Source organism: Pseudomonas sp. BF-R-01 (genome assembly GCF_019946615.1).
GTDB lineage: Bacteria > Pseudomonadota > Gammaproteobacteria > Pseudomonadales > Pseudomonadaceae > Aquipseudomonas > Aquipseudomonas migulae.
Genome location: NZ_JAGYFX010000025.1, coordinates 31,682 through 46,412 on the forward strand (window position 1 = coordinate 31,682; position 14,731 = coordinate 46,412).

Genomic DNA, 14,731 nt, shown 5'->3' on the forward strand with positions numbered 1-14,731 from the left:
ACACGATGAAGTCCCTCAACCAGCAAACACAAGGACTCATCATGAGTAATCGTCTCGACTACGCCAAGGCTTCACCTGAAGGTTACAAGGCTTTCGGCGGGGTTTATGTCTACCTGCAGAACAGCGGTCTTTCCCACGAGCTGATTGACCTGGTCTATCTGCGGGTGTCGCAAATCAACGGCTGCGCCTTCTGTATAGACATGCATTCCCGGGACCTGCTCAAGCTCGGCGTCAGCGTAGAAAAACTGGTGTTGGTGCCGGTATGGCGTGATGCCGGTTCAGTCTTCAGTGCCCGCGAACGCGTTGCGCTGAGCTGGGCGGAAACGGTGACTCGCGTGGCGGAAACCGGCGTTCCCGATGCCGACTATGCCGCTGCGTCTGCCGAATTCGGCGATAAGGAACTGGCAGACCTGACGTACGCGATCGGTCTGATGAATGCTTTCAACCGGTTCGGCGTGACGTTCCGGGCGAAACCCGCCGCTGCCAACAACGCCTGAACCATCCCCTTGAATCAATAGAACTCGCCGGGTGGTCACGCTCGGCGGGTCAACCAAAGGAGTTAACACCATGGCTTGGTCACTGCTTGGCATCGCCGGCATTCTCGAAATTGCCTTCGCGTTTTTCATGAAGGGCTCAGACGGATTTACCCGATTGACCCCGGGACTGCTGGCAGCCGCGACCGGTTTGTCCAGTGTCTTTCTGCTTTCACTGTCGCTGCGAACCCTGCCCGTCGGCACCGCCTACGCGGTGTGGACCGGAATTGGCGCGGCGGGCACCGCGATACTGGGGATGGCGGTGCTGGGCGACGCCACCACACTGCTGCGGATACTGTGCATCCTGGTCATCCTGGGCGGTGTTATCGGACTCAAGCTGGTCACGGGAAACTGAGAAGCTTTGAAATAAGGCATTTTGCTGGCCCCGAAGCCCGAAAGTTACAGACAGAATCACTTTAATTTCAGGTGGTTAGGGCTGGCTTTAAATGCGCAATGTATGGATTTCGCTGATTTCGATAGGCTTGGCTGGCATCGCCGTCTCCGCCCAGGCCAAAGACCTTCAAGCCAATGACCGGTATATGTGCAGCTGGGGCGCGGGCACTGCAGCCAGAGCCCAGGAACTCAAACTGGCTGGCGTTTCCCTGTACGCCGCTCGCCAGAAATTACAGACCTACAAGTTCAGCAAACCGTGGATGCGCATGACGGCCATGGGTATTACCGAGCAAACCTACGACAGCCCGTCGCGGATCAAACCTGCGGCGCTGCGCCAGAGTTTCTACGAAGATTGCGTGCGCTTTAAGTTGGCGCGCAAATGACCGAGTGACCTACAACCCGTCTTCCATCAGCTTCAGATACTCCGGGCTGTCGGAGATCGAATTGTGCCCCACGCCCGGAATAACGTTCAGGGTCGCCACACCTTTGGCGAAATGCCCGTAGAGTTTTTCCGTGCTGGAGGGCGGGATGACTTCATCCTGCTCGGCCGCGAGCAACAGCGTCGGTATCGAGATGTGCTCGGCGTATTTCCACGATTCGAACTTGTCCTGCAGCAGCAGCCACTTCACCGGGAATATCGGGTACTGGCGGACGGCGAGGTCTTCAAGGCTGTTGTAGGGGGTGATCAGGATCAGTCGGGAGGCCGGGCGCTGGCTGGCGAGGCGCACGGCGACGCCCGAGCCAAGGCTGCGGCCGACCACGGCGATGTGGGGATGGGTGTCGTAGACTTTGTCGAACAAGGTCAGGGCGTCGCGGGAAATCGCCTCTTCGGAAGGTGAGCCGGTGCTGCCACCGAAGCCCCGATAGTGCAGCAAGTACAGGGCATGGTCGGGGAATGCCTGGGAAAATACGGGCAGGTTGCGCGAAACGTCCTCGGCATTTCCACCAAAATAGATCAGTGCATTTGGTCCGTCGTGCGGTTTGACGGTGACCTGCACCTGTGCGTCCGCCACCGATAGCGTGAGCAGCGTTTCGGGCGTTCCGAGTGCGGCGGGTTGCGGGAAGTAGATGAGGGCACGCTGGAACACGAACAGCGCGATGCAGAGCGCCAGGTACATCGCGGTAACGATGACGATGAGATACATCAGGGTGCGTGACATTCGGTTAGCGTGAGTGGGTGGCATTGACTGCTCTGGGCCTGACGACCGCGACGGCTTGATCGCTTTCAGAGTGTAGTTGAATCATGGCGGGGCCCTTGGTGGTGTGGTTTTTGAGGGGGGCATATCCGTTGCTGTGGTAACGGCTGCGTATGGTTTCGCCCTTACGGCGAGTCACTTTGGAAAAGCCGGAATGCCGGCCCAGCCCAAAGTAACCAAAGGGCTCTTGCCCCTTTCGTTCGGTGCCTCGCTAGTGCTCGGCATGCCCTCGCTCCGGTCCTGCTCCGTGGGCCCGCCGCGATCGGCCATCCCTGGCCGTGCGCGGCTAACCCGGCATCCATGCCGGGTTGCCCACTGCGCAGAACCTCCACTCGGCCTCTCGAGGGGGCGACCACCGCCACAGCCGCCGAGGCGGCCTGAAAGCCGACCTGGCTCTTTGGTGCATGCGTTCCCTCATTCCGGATATGTACACCGATCCCCTGTAGGAGCCGGCTTGCTGGCGATGGCGTCCTTTCAGGCGATAGATGTGTCGACTGACCCACCGCTATCGTCGGAACGCCGCCCGCAGCAAGCCGGCTCCTACAGGGGATCGTATTTATCCAAACACCTATGCATTTCCCTTGTAGGAGCCAGCTTGCTGGCGATGGACGCCAACGATAACGCGGGGTGTCTGAATGAACGCGTTGTCCAATCGCTTTTCGCCAGCAAGCCGGCTCCTACAGTTGATCGTATTTATCCAAATGAATATGCATTTCCCTTGTAGGAGCCAGCTTGCTGGCGATGGACGTCAGCGATAACGCGGGGTGTCTGAATGAACACGTTGCCCAGACACTTTCCGCCGGCAAGCCGGCTCCTACAGTTGATCGTATTTATCCAAATGCATATGCATTTCCCTTGTAGGAGCCAGCTTGCTGGCGATGGACGTCAACGATAACGCGGGCTGTCTGAATGAACGCGTCGCCCAGACGCTTTTCGCCGGCAAGCCGGCTCCTACAGGGATCGGCGTGCGCTTTTGCTTTTCACCACTCATCAGGCCGAGCGTTAGCTCGCCTTCCGCTTTTGATCTGAGCGCCCCCTCGAGAGGCCGAGTGGAGGTTCTGCGCAGTGGGCAACCCGGCATGGATGCCGGGTTAGCCGCGCACGGCCAGGGATGGCCGATCGCGGCGGGCCCACGGAGCAGGACCGGAGCGAGGGCATGGCGAGCATTAGCGAGCCACCGAACGAAAGGGGCAAGAGCCCTTGGTTACTTGGGGCTTTTCCAAGTGACCCGCTGTAAGAGCGGAACCGCCAGCAGCCATCACCAAAATAATGGATATACCCCCAAGCAATTGCCGCCGCCCACCAGCACTTGAGACCTCGTTGTATTTCAAGCAAGGACGAATTGCCGCCGGCAGCTATTCTCTTGGCTAGCAGAGGACTCGTGACACTGGTGATCGCGCCGTTTGCCGCGCAACAAGCGCAAAAGAGTGGAAGGACACCACCATGAGCCACACTGATGGATACACGCGTCGACGAATACTCACGCTGGCTGCCGGTGCTTCGGCGGTGCTCACTTTCGATCCGGCCTTTGCAGCCACCGCGCCGTCGAAGGAAACAGGAGGCAAGAACATGCTGACCCGCGCCATTCCTTCCAGCAACGAGCCATTGCCCCTTGTCGGCGTGGGCACCTATCGCGGCTTTGATGTCGCACCTGCCGATCCGGCCTACAAAAACCTGCCCGCCGTTCTCAGCGCGTTATTTGAAAAGGGCGGCACGGTGATCGACAGCTCACCCATGTATGGCCGCGCCGAGCAGACCATCGGCGAACTGCTGTCGATCCACAAGCCGCGTTCACCCGCGTTCCTGGCCACCAAGGTGTGGACCCGTGGCCGCGAAGAAGGCATCGCGCAGATGGAACAATCGTTCAAACTGCTGCAGACCGACCGGATCGACCTGATGCAGATCCATAACCTGCTGGACTGGAAAACCCATTTGCCTACATTGCGCAAGTGGAAGGAAGAAGGGCGGATTCGCTACATCGGCATCACCCATTACACCGCGTCGGCATATGAGGAAGTGGAAGCGGTGCTCAAAGCCGAGCCACTGGATTTCTTGCAGATCAACTATGCGCTGGACGATCGCGGGGTCGAGAAACGCATCCTGCCGCTGTGTCGCGAACGCGGCGTGGCGGTGATCTGCAACCGGCCATTTGGCGGCGGTGATTTGCTTGCCCGCTTGAAGGGCAAACCGCTGCCCGGCTGGGCCTCGCAAGTCGGCGTCACCAGTTGGGCACAATTGGCGCTCAAGTATTTGCTGGCGCATTCGGCAGTGACCTGCGTCATCCCCGGCACCGGCAACCCGCGTTACATGGCGGACAATGCCGGTGCCGGTTTCGGCCCGATGCTGACGGGGGCGCAACGCGAGCAGTTGATCGATGTGGTCGGATAACCGCAGGTGCCGTCAGTTTTTTTTCTTGATGAGTTTGTTGAGGTAGTACTTGAGGCTCAAGCGATCCTTGGGCCTTGGTTTGTAGTGGGTTTTGTTTCTTTGCGCAGGATCAGCCACCACGGTTGCTGCGGTGTAGTAGTACAGCGCGATGGACCGGCGTGTAATGTGTTCCGGCGTCGTCAGAGGCTCCGGGTGTCCATGATTGCTGTCCTTGTCGGTGTTGAAAATGACACAGCGGTTGTAGATCGGCAGGACTTTCTTGAGGCACGTCTTCATCCCGACGTCCCATAGCTCCAGGTTGCCGCCGTACGCCTCTTGCCAATCCTGATTCAGGTAAATAATGGCATTCAGTCTGCGCTCGATATTCAACTTTTTGTTGAGCCGGAAGTCCGAGTGCACCCCCAGAAACCCACCCTTTTTCGTTTCGTGCAGTCCGCCGCCGGTAAAGTAAGGATCGGGAATCAAACCCTCGATACCTGTGAGCTTTTCAAGAAACTGCAACATGGGCGCCGAGTTGAAGGCGTTGAAAACCGTCTTCAAGTAGGGATCGCATTCGTTGGGGCTGACTTGCCGTTTGTGCTGACCCTTATAGCCGCGCTCATAGAGCATTTCGTTGTTGGTTGGCTCGACGGGAAAATGCGCGCAGATGCTCGCAATCAGGTCCTGCGGTAAAAAATCGTCAATGACGATGTGTGGGAAGGGGGTGGCTTGAGCATAAGTACTGGCTAGCGAGTGACCGAAAGTGCTGGCAGCGTTCTGGTCAAAATCCAGCTCCGGGGTGGTGACGATGGGGAGTGTCTGAGTGATCGGTGTCATTACCGCTCCAATAGTCTGTTCATAACAACCTGCGAGTGCTCCCTGCAAGAGGGGCGCGCTACTTGTGACGCGCTGCCGATACCTGGTTGTTGTCACCTTTCAAACGTTTAAGGATGTCGTTGTACATCTTCGTTCGTCTGTGAGTTGTCGCATAACCGCCAGCGGCCGCGACAGTGCCCGCTTGAATATGGTCGAGGTAGCTGAATATCTTGCGCGGGGACAACAGTTCAACAACATAGCCCAACTGGGTCATGCGGTCCTGGAGGGTATAACCAGGTACGCGCTCATCCATCAGGAAATGCATGCCGTGCTGCTTCATCAGCTTGCAGTTCCATAAGGTACAGAAGCTTTTCAAATATACTTCCCTGTAGGGCTTTGGCTCTCTGGAACGTAGTCCCAGGGACAGTTTCAGGCGTCTGACGTGATGTTTTACCAGTCGTGAGCTAAAGCGCCAAAGGGTTCTGGTGGTGCCGCGGTTAAGTTGTTCTGTGCACCCGACGGCCACGACATTCGGGTTTTTAATGCACTTGTTCAACATCATTGAAAATACATTTTTGTCGAAAATAAACGTATCGGTGTGCAGCAGGAACAGAAAGTCGGTCTCAACCCGTTCCAGCACCAGGTCGAGTGCTTTGCCATGCGCGATATGACCATGTTCCGGTTCGGGAGCTTTTCGCTCAATCAGGTTGATCCAGTCCAGTGTGCGCAGATAGTCGGTGCTTTCATCGGCCGAGTCGTTATCAACCACCCAGACCGGAATGTTGCTGTCGCCCAGGTGCTGATGTAGCAGGTCGAGGCAAATCCGGGTTATTTCGATGGTTTTGTAGTTGACCAGGACAATGCTGAAGGGTGGTTTCTGTTGCGACAGAAAATCATTGTTATTCATGTGTGATGCACTCTTTAAAAACCTGGAAACAGCAATAAAAATTCAAGACCACTTATTGCTTGCGGCGCTAAGACAGGTATCGCCGGAACCAGTTTAGCGTCCTTTCCCAGGCAAGTTTGGCTGCGGCCTCATCGAATCGAGGCGTGGAATCGTTATGGAAACCGTGGTTGGCGCCGGGGTAGATGTAGGCTTCATAGGTTTTGCCGGCTGCTTTTAATGCCTGCTCGTAGGCGGGCCATCCTTCGTTGATGCGTGTGTCCAGTTCGCCAAAGTGAAGCATCACCGGCGCCTTGATCCGGGGGACATCCCTGGCGTCTGGTTGCCGGCCATAGAAGGACACGGCAGCCCCGAGTTCGGGATAGGCCACGGCAGCCGCGTTGGCGACGCCACCGCCATAGCAGAAGCCGGTGATGCCGACTTTTCCGGTGGTCGTATCGTGTTTCATCAGCCACTCGATCGCAGCGAAAAAGTCATTCATGAGCTTTTCAGGATCAACGGTCGCCTGGAGCTCCCGGCCTTTGTCGTCGTTGCCGGGATAGCCGCCCACTGACGTCAGGCCATCGGGGGCGAGGGCGATGAACCCGGCCTTGGCCACGCGTCGGGCAACATCTTCGATGTAGGGGTTGAGCCCGCGGTTTTCATGCACGACGACCACGGCCGCCACTTTGCCGGTGGCTTTTGCCGGACGCACCCGATAGGCCCGAACCTGCCCGTGGCCCTTGGGCGAGGGGTAGGTGATGTACTCGGCGATGATGTCCGGGTCGGTAAACGCCACTTGTTCGGCCAAGGCATAGTCGGGACTCAGGGCGGCGAGGAGCGCACTGGCGGTCAGGCCACCAAGGGTGAATAACGCCGCCCGGTCGAGAAACTCTCGCCGGTTGATCTTGCCGTGGGCGTAGTAGTCGTAGAGTTCGAGCAGCTCAGGGGCAAAGTCTTTCGCAGTAAGACGATTCATCTTTGCGCTTCCTTTGAAGTGGGCGGTTGCTCTGTCAGTTCGAAAAAGCGGCGACAACTATCAATTCTAGCCGCGCATAAAAAAAGAGACGTAAGTCTCTTTTTTGTTTCTTCTGATTACGTTCCTCGAGCACGGTTCACTTCAGGCATTGCGCCCCGGCGCTCGCCACTTGTGCATCCTGCTCGGCTTTTACGCCGGACACGCCAACCGCACCCACCACCTGACCGTCGACGATGATCGGCACACCGCCTTCCAGGGATGTCAGCAAGGGGGCCGACAAAAACGCGAAGCGCCCGCCGTTGACCATTTCTTCATAACCTTTGGACTCGCGCCGGCCCAGCGCCGAGGTGCGCGCCTTTTCGGTGGCGATGTACGCGCTGATGGGCGCGCAGCCGTCGAGGCGTTCGAGGGCGAGGGGGTGGCCGCCGTCGTCGACGATCACGATGGTCACGGCCCATTGGTTATTTTGTGCTTCGGTGCGTGCGGCCGCGAGGATTCGGCTGACTTCGGTCTGGCTCAGGACGGCTTTGCTTTTCATGGGGAATCTCCGGTGATCGATGAGGGCAGCGCCGCGTCGAGCAGTTCGATCCAGTGCCGGACCGGGGTTCGGCCCGCGCCGTCGAGATGCGACTGACAGCCGATATTGGCGGTAACGATAACTTCAGGATGGCCACTTTCCAGTGCATTCAGTTTGTTGTCGCGCAGTTGCCGGGACAGTTCGGGTTGGGTGATCGAATAAGTGCCCGCCGACCCGCAGCACAAATGGCTGTCGGGCACAGGTGTGAGGTTGAAACCGAGGCGAGCAAGGAGCGCTTCCACCGCGCCGCCGAGCTTTTGCGCGTGCTGCAAAGTGCAGGGGCAATGGAAGGCCAAACGCTGGTCACTGTGGATGCCGAGTGTTTCCAGCGGTTCGTCGCGCAACACTTCCACCAGGTCCCTGGCCAGCGCGCTGACCCTTTTTGCCTTCTCGGCGTAGGCCGGATCGCGTTCGAGTAAATGGCCATAGTCCTTGATGAAGGCGCCACAGCCACTGGCGGTTTGCACGATGGCTTCTGCACCGTTCTCGATACTCGGCCACCACGCATCGATATTGCGGCGAGCGCGGTCGAGGCCGGCGGCCTGAGCGTCGAGGTGATAATCCACCGCGCCGCAACACCCGGCTTCGCTGGACGGAGTAACACTGATACCCAGTCGATCCAGCACCCGCGCCGCTGCCGCATTGGTGTTGGGCGACAGGCTCGGCTGTACGCAGCCTTCGAGCATCAGCACCTGACGGGCATGGCGGGTGGTGGGGCGTGGCCGGGGGAGATAAACATGGCGAGGCAACTTTGCCTGCAAGGTGTTGGGCAGCAGTGCCCGAAAAACCTGACCGCTGTTGATCAGCGCTTTGAACAGCCCCGGATTTAGGACGACGCTGCGCAATCCCTCACGCAACAGGCGTTGGTCGATGGGGCGCGGCACCGCCGCATCGACCACCGCCCGGCCGATGTCGAGCAAGTTGTGATAATCGACCCCGGAAGGACAGGTGGTTTCGCAATTGCGGCATGACAGGCAGCGGTCCAGATGCTGTTGGGTTTTCTGCGTGACCTCGTTGCCTTCCAGCACCTGTTTGATCAGGTAGATGCGGCCCCGTGGTCCATCGAGTTCATCACCAAGCAATTGATAAGTCGGGCAGGTGGCATTGCAGAAGCCGCAGTGCACGCAGGTGCGCAAAATGCTTTCGGCTTCTTCGGCGCGGGGCAGCTGCCGGGCGGTTTCGCTCAGGGTTGTCTGCATGGTTCAAAGCTCCGCGTACAAGCGTGCCGGGTTGAAAATGCCCCGTGGGTCGAGTTGTTGCTTGAGGCTGCGGTGGTAGCGCATCAACGCGGCAGGCAACGGCTGGAACGGGCTGTCGATCAGGCCATGGCTGTAGCAGGTTACATGGCCGCCGACCTCATCCACGACCTGGCGAATGAACGCCGCTTCGGCGTCAGACTTGAGCCAGCGCTGGGCGCCGCCCCAGTCGAGCAGTTGCCGGCCGGGCAGGGACAACCGCGGCGTGTTGTGCGGCACGGACAGGCGCCACAGTGGCTGGCCCTCGTCGAAGAAACTCAGTCGGTGCTCGTTGAGATCCGCCCAATACGAGGCGTCCAGAAGCTCACCGCCCAAACGGTCATGAGCCGCCGCCACCGAGCCTTCGCCGCCCTCAAGCCGCAAGTGCAGGCGTTGCCCGTCGTGGCACGCGGCACTGATGGGCAACGGCTGCTGGCCCCATTCCGCGAGACGCAGCAAGGCACGATCGCTATCCATTTCCAGGCTGATGCTCAGGGTTTGCCGTGGTTTGGGCAGGACCTTGAGCGAGACTTCTGTGATCACCCCAAGGGAGCCGAAACTGCCGGCCATCAGGCGCGACAGGTCGTAACCGGCGACGTTTTTCATCACTTCGCCGCCAAAGCGCAAATGCTTGCCGTGCCCCGTGATGACCCGTGTGCCGAGGACGAAATCGCGCACCGAGCCTGACCAGGGACGACGCGGTCCCGACAGGCCACTGGCGATCATCCCGCCGACGGTGGCATCGTCGCCAAAGGACGGTGGTTCGCAGGGCAGCATTTGCTGTGCTTCATCCAACACGTGCGCCAGTTCGGACAAGGGTGTGCCGCAGCGGGCGGTGATCACCAGTTCGGTCGGGTCGTAGCTGACGATGCCTCGGTGGCTGCGCGTGTCGAGTACTTCGCCCGCAACGATGCGCCCCAGAAACGCCTTGCTGTTGGAGCCCTGAATGCGCAGCGGCGTGGCGTTTTCCAGCGCTTGATTGACCTGCTCCAGCAGCACGCCGCTGTCATCGATATCGAGTTCGCTGCGCATCAGAATCGCTCCAGATCAGGGAAGGGCAACTGACCCAGGTGCACGTGCATGGCGCCAAATTCGGCGCAGCGGTGCAGCGTCGGAATGTTCTTGCCGGGGTTGAGCAAACCGCCGGGATCGAACGCGGCTTTAACGGCATGGAACAGCGTCAGCTCATCGGCGTTGAACTGCGCGCACATCTGATTGATCTTCTCGCGGCCCACGCCGTGCTCGCCGGTGATGCTGCCGCCGACCTTCACGCACAATTCGAGGATCTTGCCGCCCAGCGCTTCGGCGCGGTCGAGCTCACCCGGTTGATTGGCGTCGAACAGAATCAACGGGTGCATGTTGCCGTCACCGGCGTGGAAAACGTTGGCGACGCGCAAGCCATACTCGGCGGACAACGCGGCAATGGCGCGCAGCACGCCGGGCAACTCGCGGCGCGGGATCGTTCCGTCCATGCAGTAATAATCCGGCGAGAGCCGACCCACCGCCGGAAAGGCATTCTTGCGTCCGGCCCAGAAACGCACGCGTTCGGCTTCATCCCTGGCCTGGCGCACTTCGGTGGCGCCGGCCTGTTCCAGCACTTGCCGCACGCGGTCGCAGTCATCGTGGACATCGGCTTCGACGCCATCGAGTTCGCACAGCAGGATGGCTTCGGCGTCCACGGGGTAGCCGGCGTGGATAAAGTCTTCAGCGGCGCGAATTGCCAGGTTGTCCATCATTTCCAGACCGCCCGGAATGATGCCGGCGGCAATGATGTCACCTACCGCTCGCCCAGCTTTCTCGACGGAGTCGAACGCCGCCAGCAGCACCTTGGCGGACTGCGGTTTGGGCAGCAGTTTGACGGTGACTTCGGTGATCACCCCGAGCATGCCTTCGGAACCGGTGAACAGTGCCAGCAGGTCGAAGCCGGGTGAATCGAGGGCGTCGGAGCCCAATGTCAGGTGTTCGCCGTCCACGGTCAGGATGTCGACCTTGAGCAGGTTGTGCACGGTCAGGCCGTACTTCAGGCAATGCACGCCGCCAGCGTTTTCGGCGACATTGCCGCCGATGGAACAGGCGATCTGTGAGGAAGGGTCGGGCGCGTAGTACAGGCCGAAGGGGGCTGCTGCCTGGGAAATAGCGAGGTTGCGTACGCCGGGCTGGACCCGTGCGGTGCGGGCGGTCGGGTCGATGTGCAGGATGTTGTTGAAGCGCGCCATGACCAGCAGCACGCCTTTTTCCAGCGGTAACGCGCCGCCGGACAAACCGGTGCCGGCACCACGGGCGACCACCGGCACGTGCATTTCGTGGCAGAGCCGGAGCACGCCTTGTACTTCGTCGAGATGGCGTGGCAGGACCACCAGCAGGGGCGTGGTGCGATAGGCCGAGAGTCCGTCGCATTCGTATGGCTTGAGTTCTTCTTGCTGATGCAGCACTTCCAGGCCTGGCAAACGGGTTTGCAGGGCTTGCAACAATGCTGACTTGTTGACGTCGGGCAGCGCTCCGTCAACGCGTTCATCGTAGAGAATGTTCATGGTCGTTTTACGATACTCCGTTCGTGTGCGGCCGGGCAGCGGTCTGTTTACTTAGGCTTTGTGTGTATATCCATTATTTTTGTGATGGCTGCTTATGGTTCCGCTCTTACAGCGGGTCACTTGGAAAAGCGCCAAGTAACCAAGCGCTTTTGCCCCTTTCGTTCGGTGCCTCGCCTAGGCTCGGCATGCCCTCGTTCCGGTCCTGCTCCGTGGGCCCGCCGCCATCGGCCATCCATGGCCGGGGGCGGCTAACCCGGCATCCATGCCGGGTTGCCCACTGCGCAGAACCTCCACTCGGCCTCTCGAGGGGGCGTGTACCGCCAGATCAAAAGCTGAAGGCGAGCTAACGCTCGGCCTGATGAGTGGTGAAAATCAAAAGCAAACGCGATTCCCTGTAGGAGCCGGCTTGCCGGCGAAAAACGTCGGGGCAACGCGTTCATTCAGACAGCCCTCGTTATCGTTGACGTCCATCGCTGGCAAGCCAGCTCCTACAATTTTGAATCGTGTGAACCCAATCCTCGTGTAGGAGCCGGCTTGCTGCGGGCGGCGTTCCGACGATAGCGGTGAGTCAGTCAACGTATGTATTGGCTGAACGGACGCCATCGCCAGCAAGCCGGCTCCTACAGGGGAATGTGCAAACATCGAAAATTAGTGCGGCAGCCACAGTGCGGGAGTGTGCACACGTCAGAAGAGCCAGGTCGGCTGGCAGGCCGCCTCGTTTTTGCTTTTGCGGTACACGCCCCCTCGAGAGGCCGAGTGGAGGTTCTGCGCAGTGGGCAACCCGGCAAGGATGCCGGGTTAGCCGCCCCCGGCCATGGATGGCCGATGGCGGCGGGCCCACGGAGCAGGACCGGAGCGAGGGCATGGCGAGCATTAGCGAGCCACCGAACGAAAGGGGCAAGAGCCCTTGGTTACTTGGGGCTCTTCCAAGTGACTCGCTGTAAGAGCGAAACCGCCAGCCGCCATCACCGCAGAAACGGATATGCCCCCAGCGCTCAATGCCCACCCACAACCATATGACTAAACGGTGCCACATAAGCCTGCAACGTCACCAACCCCCCCACCAGAATCGCCAGAATGACGGAATGGAAGAACACATAACGCAGAATTTCCCCCTCATGCCCATACCAACGCGTAGCAGTGGAAGCCACCACGATCGACTGCGCATCGACCATCTTGCCCATGACCCCACCGGAACTGTTGGCAGCAGCCATCAACACCGGACTCAGCCCCAGTTGCTCAGCCGTCACCCGCTGCAGCCCGCCGAACAACACGTTGGACGCCGTGTCCGACCCCGTCAGCGCCACACCGAGCCAGCCAAGCAGGGTGCCGAACATCGGGTAAAAGATCCCCGTCGCAGCGAACGCCAGGCCCATGGTCGCGTCCAGCCCCGAATAGCGGGTGAGGAAGCCGAGCGCGAGCATCGCGACGATGGTAATCAGCGAGTAACGCACGACCCAGATCGTGCGCAGATAGTGTTTGACCAACTGCGGGATGGAGTAACCCATCAATAGCCCGCCAAAGATCGCCGCCAGCAAGATGCCGCTGCCGGTGCTGGTCAGCCAGGTGAACTTGTAGACCGCGTCCTCGGTTTTAGGCGCAGGCACCACCGGCGGGACCTTTTCGATTTGCTGGTGGATCGTGCCGAAGGTGACGACCGGCGCAAAGATCGGGTTCGCTTCGCGCAGCGGTTTGCCTTGGGGATCGAGCTTGGCCGAGTGGGTCACGGGATCAATCGCCGGGCGGGTATCGAACAGGTTTTTGAAGCCTTGGGTACCCCAGGCGAACACGAACACCGTGAGGATGATCCACGGCATCCACGCGCGCATGACCGCAGGCTTGGCATCGCTGGCGAAGGTCGCGCTGGCGATGGGTTTCTCGTCATGTTCTTCGGCTATTTTGGAGTTGTCGACGCGCCCGGACAGCGCGGCGGAGGTGTGCACGGTCGCGGGTTTCCACACCTTGAGAAAACCGGTGAGGCAGGCCATGGAAATCAGCGCGGCGATCACGTCCACCAGCATCGGCCCGTGATAGTTGGACACCAGGAACTGTGGCACGGCGAAACTGACCCCGGCGACCAGGATGGCCGGCCAGATTTCCAGCATCTTGCGCCACCCGGCAAAGGCCCAGATCAACCAGAACGGCACGATCACCGAGAAAAACGGCAATTGCCGACCGACCATCATCGACAGTTCCATTTCGTCCAGACCGGTCACTTTGGCCAGGGTAATGATCGGCGTGCCGAGGGCGCCGAACGCCACGGGCGCGGTGTTGGCGATCAACGCCAGGCCCGACGCCGCCAGCGGCGAGAAGCCCAGGCCAATCAGAATCGCGCCGGTCACCGCCACGGGTGTGCCGAAACCGGCAGCCCCTTCGAAGAAGGCACCGAAGCAGAAGGCAATCAGCAGCAGTTGCAGGCGGCGATCGTCGGTAATGCGCGCCAGCGAGTCCTGCAGCACTTTGAATGAGCCGTTTTCGGTAGTCAGCCGGTGCAGGAAGATGATGTTCAGCACAATCCAGCCAATTGGCAGCAAGCCGTTGGCGGCGCCGTAAAGGGCGGCCGAGCCTGCCATGTTCGCCGGCATGCCGAAGGCGAAAATCGCGATGACCAGCGCTGAGGCGAGGGCGAGCAAGGCCGCCAGATGGGCCTTGATGTGGAAAAAGGCCAGGGCTGCGAGCATCACCACGACCGGCACAGCTGCCATGATGGTTGAAATGACCGGGTTGCCGAACGGATCGTAGATTTGCTGCCAGACCATGTTCCACCTCTGCTTTTTATTGTTGGGATTGCAGACCCCGAGGGGGCGGTGGCTTGTAGTATAGGTGGCATTACGCCGCTGTCTTGTGCCCCATAAATCACGCCTTTTGGCGGATGGGTCGAACTTGAAACAGGGACGGCAGATCGCCTTTACTGGATTCAATCACCCGGAGGAACGCGATGATGACTGAGCGCCACATGGTTCATACGGAAACGCTGTCGAACGATTGCAGCATCAAGGTCAAGGCCGAGATCCTGCGAGACGGTTCGTTGGGAATGTTCATCGGGGTATACCGACCCGATGGCTCGGCCATTGAAGAGAATGATCACCCGGCGTTGCATTTTCTCGACATGGAGGCCGCGATGGAGTGGGGGATCGAGAAAGCCAAGGATATCGGCAATGGCCAGCGGACGTTGTAGGGCCTGACTCCGGATGTGCGGTATGCCGGGCCCCGTGATAAAG

14 protein-coding genes are annotated in these 14,731 nt (G+C 59.8%); 5 read left to right on the forward strand and 9 right to left on the reverse strand.

Going from position 1 to position 14,731, the window contains the following annotated elements:
* The first annotated feature begins 41 nt into the window (after positions 1 to 41).
* The 3 genes from KGB27_RS12105 (at position 42) to KGB27_RS12115 (ending at position 1,309) form a co-directional block, all read left to right on the forward strand.
* Entirely contained in the window at positions 42 to 497 is a 456-nt protein-coding gene (locus tag KGB27_RS12105) for a carboxymuconolactone decarboxylase family protein (protein WP_008041147.1), read from the forward strand.
* Positions 498 to 567: 70 nt separating this feature from the next.
* The gene (locus tag KGB27_RS12110; protein ID WP_008041149.1) at positions 568 to 888 is read left to right on the forward strand and encodes a DMT family transporter; all 321 of its coding nucleotides are present in this window, start codon (positions 568 to 570) and stop codon (positions 886 to 888) included.
* Positions 889 to 979: 91 nt separating this feature from the next.
* Complete coding sequence (locus tag KGB27_RS12115; protein ID WP_223554624.1) at positions 980 to 1,309, forward strand: hypothetical protein; 330 nt, start codon at positions 980 to 982, stop codon at positions 1,307 to 1,309.
* Positions 1,310 to 1,318: 9 nt separating this feature from the next.
* Here KGB27_RS12115 and KGB27_RS12120 read toward each other — a convergent pair whose 3' ends face one another.
* The gene (locus KGB27_RS12120) at positions 1,319 to 2,110 is read right to left on the reverse strand and encodes an alpha/beta hydrolase (RefSeq protein ID WP_223554626.1); all 792 of its coding nucleotides are present in this window, start codon (positions 2,108 to 2,110) and stop codon (positions 1,319 to 1,321) included.
* Between the two features lie 1,455 nt (positions 2,111 to 3,565).
* Between KGB27_RS12120 and KGB27_RS12125 the strand changes: the two genes are divergently transcribed.
* The gene (locus tag KGB27_RS12125) at positions 3,566 to 4,510 is read left to right on the forward strand and encodes an aldo/keto reductase (protein WP_008043900.1); all 945 of its coding nucleotides are present in this window, start codon (positions 3,566 to 3,568) and stop codon (positions 4,508 to 4,510) included.
* A gap of 12 nt (positions 4,511 to 4,522) precedes the next feature.
* Here KGB27_RS12125 and KGB27_RS12130 read toward each other — a convergent pair whose 3' ends face one another.
* The 8 genes from KGB27_RS12130 to KGB27_RS12165 all read right to left on the reverse strand — a co-directional run bounded on the left by KGB27_RS12130 (position 4,523) and on the right by KGB27_RS12165 (position 14,269).
* Complete coding sequence (locus KGB27_RS12130; RefSeq protein WP_008043901.1) at positions 4,523 to 5,326, reverse strand: 2OG-Fe(II) oxygenase; 804 nt, start codon at positions 5,324 to 5,326, stop codon at positions 4,523 to 4,525.
* Positions 5,327 to 5,384: 58 nt separating this feature from the next.
* Positions 5,385 to 6,212 carry a glycosyltransferase gene (locus KGB27_RS12135; RefSeq protein WP_008034047.1) on the reverse strand — a complete coding sequence of 276 codons (828 nt, stop codon included), beginning with the start codon at positions 6,210 to 6,212 and terminating at the stop codon, positions 5,385 to 5,387.
* A gap of 67 nt (positions 6,213 to 6,279) precedes the next feature.
* Positions 6,280 to 7,167, reverse strand: a complete 888-nt coding sequence (gene yghX, locus KGB27_RS12140; RefSeq protein WP_008043907.1) for a YghX family hydrolase — start codon at positions 7,165 to 7,167, stop codon at positions 6,280 to 6,282.
* A 136-nt stretch (positions 7,168 to 7,303) separates the two neighbouring features.
* Positions 7,304 to 7,705, reverse strand: coding sequence for a heme-binding protein (locus tag KGB27_RS12145; protein ID WP_223481306.1), 402 nt, complete (start codon positions 7,703 to 7,705; stop codon positions 7,304 to 7,306).
* Positions 7,702 to 8,943, reverse strand: coding sequence for a glycolate oxidase subunit GlcF (gene glcF, locus KGB27_RS12150; protein ID WP_223452343.1), 1,242 nt, complete (start codon positions 8,941 to 8,943; stop codon positions 7,702 to 7,704). The genes KGB27_RS12145 and glcF overlap by 4 nt, the downstream gene beginning before the upstream one ends.
* 3 nt (positions 8,944 to 8,946) lie before the next feature.
* Positions 8,947 to 10,011 carry a glycolate oxidase subunit GlcE gene (glcE, locus tag KGB27_RS12155; protein WP_223554630.1) on the reverse strand — a complete coding sequence of 355 codons (1,065 nt, stop codon included), beginning with the start codon at positions 10,009 to 10,011 and terminating at the stop codon, positions 8,947 to 8,949.
* Entirely contained in the window at positions 10,011 to 11,510 is a 1,500-nt protein-coding gene (gene glcD, locus KGB27_RS12160) for a glycolate oxidase subunit GlcD (RefSeq protein ID WP_223554632.1), read from the reverse strand. The genes glcE and glcD overlap by 1 nt, the downstream gene beginning before the upstream one ends.
* 995 nt (positions 11,511 to 12,505) lie before the next feature.
* Positions 12,506 to 14,269: an L-lactate permease gene (locus KGB27_RS12165; RefSeq protein WP_008042563.1), complete on the reverse strand. Its 1,764-nt coding sequence runs from the start codon at positions 14,267 to 14,269 to the stop codon at positions 12,506 to 12,508.
* Between the two features lie 182 nt (positions 14,270 to 14,451).
* On the opposite strand from KGB27_RS12165, the gene KGB27_RS12170 reads away from it, so the two are divergent.
* Entirely contained in the window at positions 14,452 to 14,688 is a 237-nt protein-coding gene (locus KGB27_RS12170) for a hypothetical protein (protein ID WP_032832733.1), read from the forward strand.
* Positions 14,689 to 14,731: the final 43 nt, after the last annotated feature.

Bases quoted from the DNA above. Each gene is read 5' to 3' on its own strand.
- KGB27_RS12105 (WP_008041147.1), top strand. From the start codon at position 42: ATGAGTAATCGTCTCGACTACGCCAAGGCTTCACCTGAAGGTTACAAG.
- KGB27_RS12110 (WP_008041149.1), top strand. From the start codon at position 568: ATGGCTTGGTCACTGCTTGGCATCGCCGGCATTCTCGAAATTGCCTTC.
- KGB27_RS12115 (WP_223554624.1), top strand. From the start codon at position 980: ATGCGCAATGTATGGATTTCGCTGATTTCGATAGGCTTGGCTGGCATC.
- KGB27_RS12120 (WP_223554626.1), bottom strand. From the start codon at position 2,110: ATGCCACCCACTCACGCTAACCGAATGTCACGCACCCTGATGTATCTC.
- KGB27_RS12125 (WP_008043900.1), top strand. From the start codon at position 3,566: ATGAGCCACACTGATGGATACACGCGTCGACGAATACTCACGCTGGCT.
- KGB27_RS12130 (WP_008043901.1), bottom strand. From the start codon at position 5,326: ATGACACCGATCACTCAGACACTCCCCATCGTCACCACCCCGGAGCTG.
- KGB27_RS12135 (WP_008034047.1), bottom strand. From the start codon at position 6,212: ATGAATAACAATGATTTTCTGTCGCAACAGAAACCACCCTTCAGCATT.
- yghX (WP_008043907.1), bottom strand. From the start codon at position 7,167: ATGAATCGTCTTACTGCGAAAGACTTTGCCCCTGAGCTGCTCGAACTC.
- KGB27_RS12145 (WP_223481306.1), bottom strand. From the start codon at position 7,705: ATGAAAAGCAAAGCCGTCCTGAGCCAGACCGAAGTCAGCCGAATCCTC.
- glcF (WP_223452343.1), bottom strand. From the start codon at position 8,943: ATGCAGACAACCCTGAGCGAAACCGCCCGGCAGCTGCCCCGCGCCGAA.
- glcE (WP_223554630.1), bottom strand. From the start codon at position 10,011: ATGCGCAGCGAACTCGATATCGATGACAGCGGCGTGCTGCTGGAGCAG.
- glcD (WP_223554632.1), bottom strand. From the start codon at position 11,510: ATGAACATTCTCTACGATGAACGCGTTGACGGAGCGCTGCCCGACGTC.
- KGB27_RS12165 (WP_008042563.1), bottom strand. From the start codon at position 14,269: ATGGTCTGGCAGCAAATCTACGATCCGTTCGGCAACCCGGTCATTTCA.
- KGB27_RS12170 (WP_032832733.1), top strand. From the start codon at position 14,452: ATGACTGAGCGCCACATGGTTCATACGGAAACGCTGTCGAACGATTGC.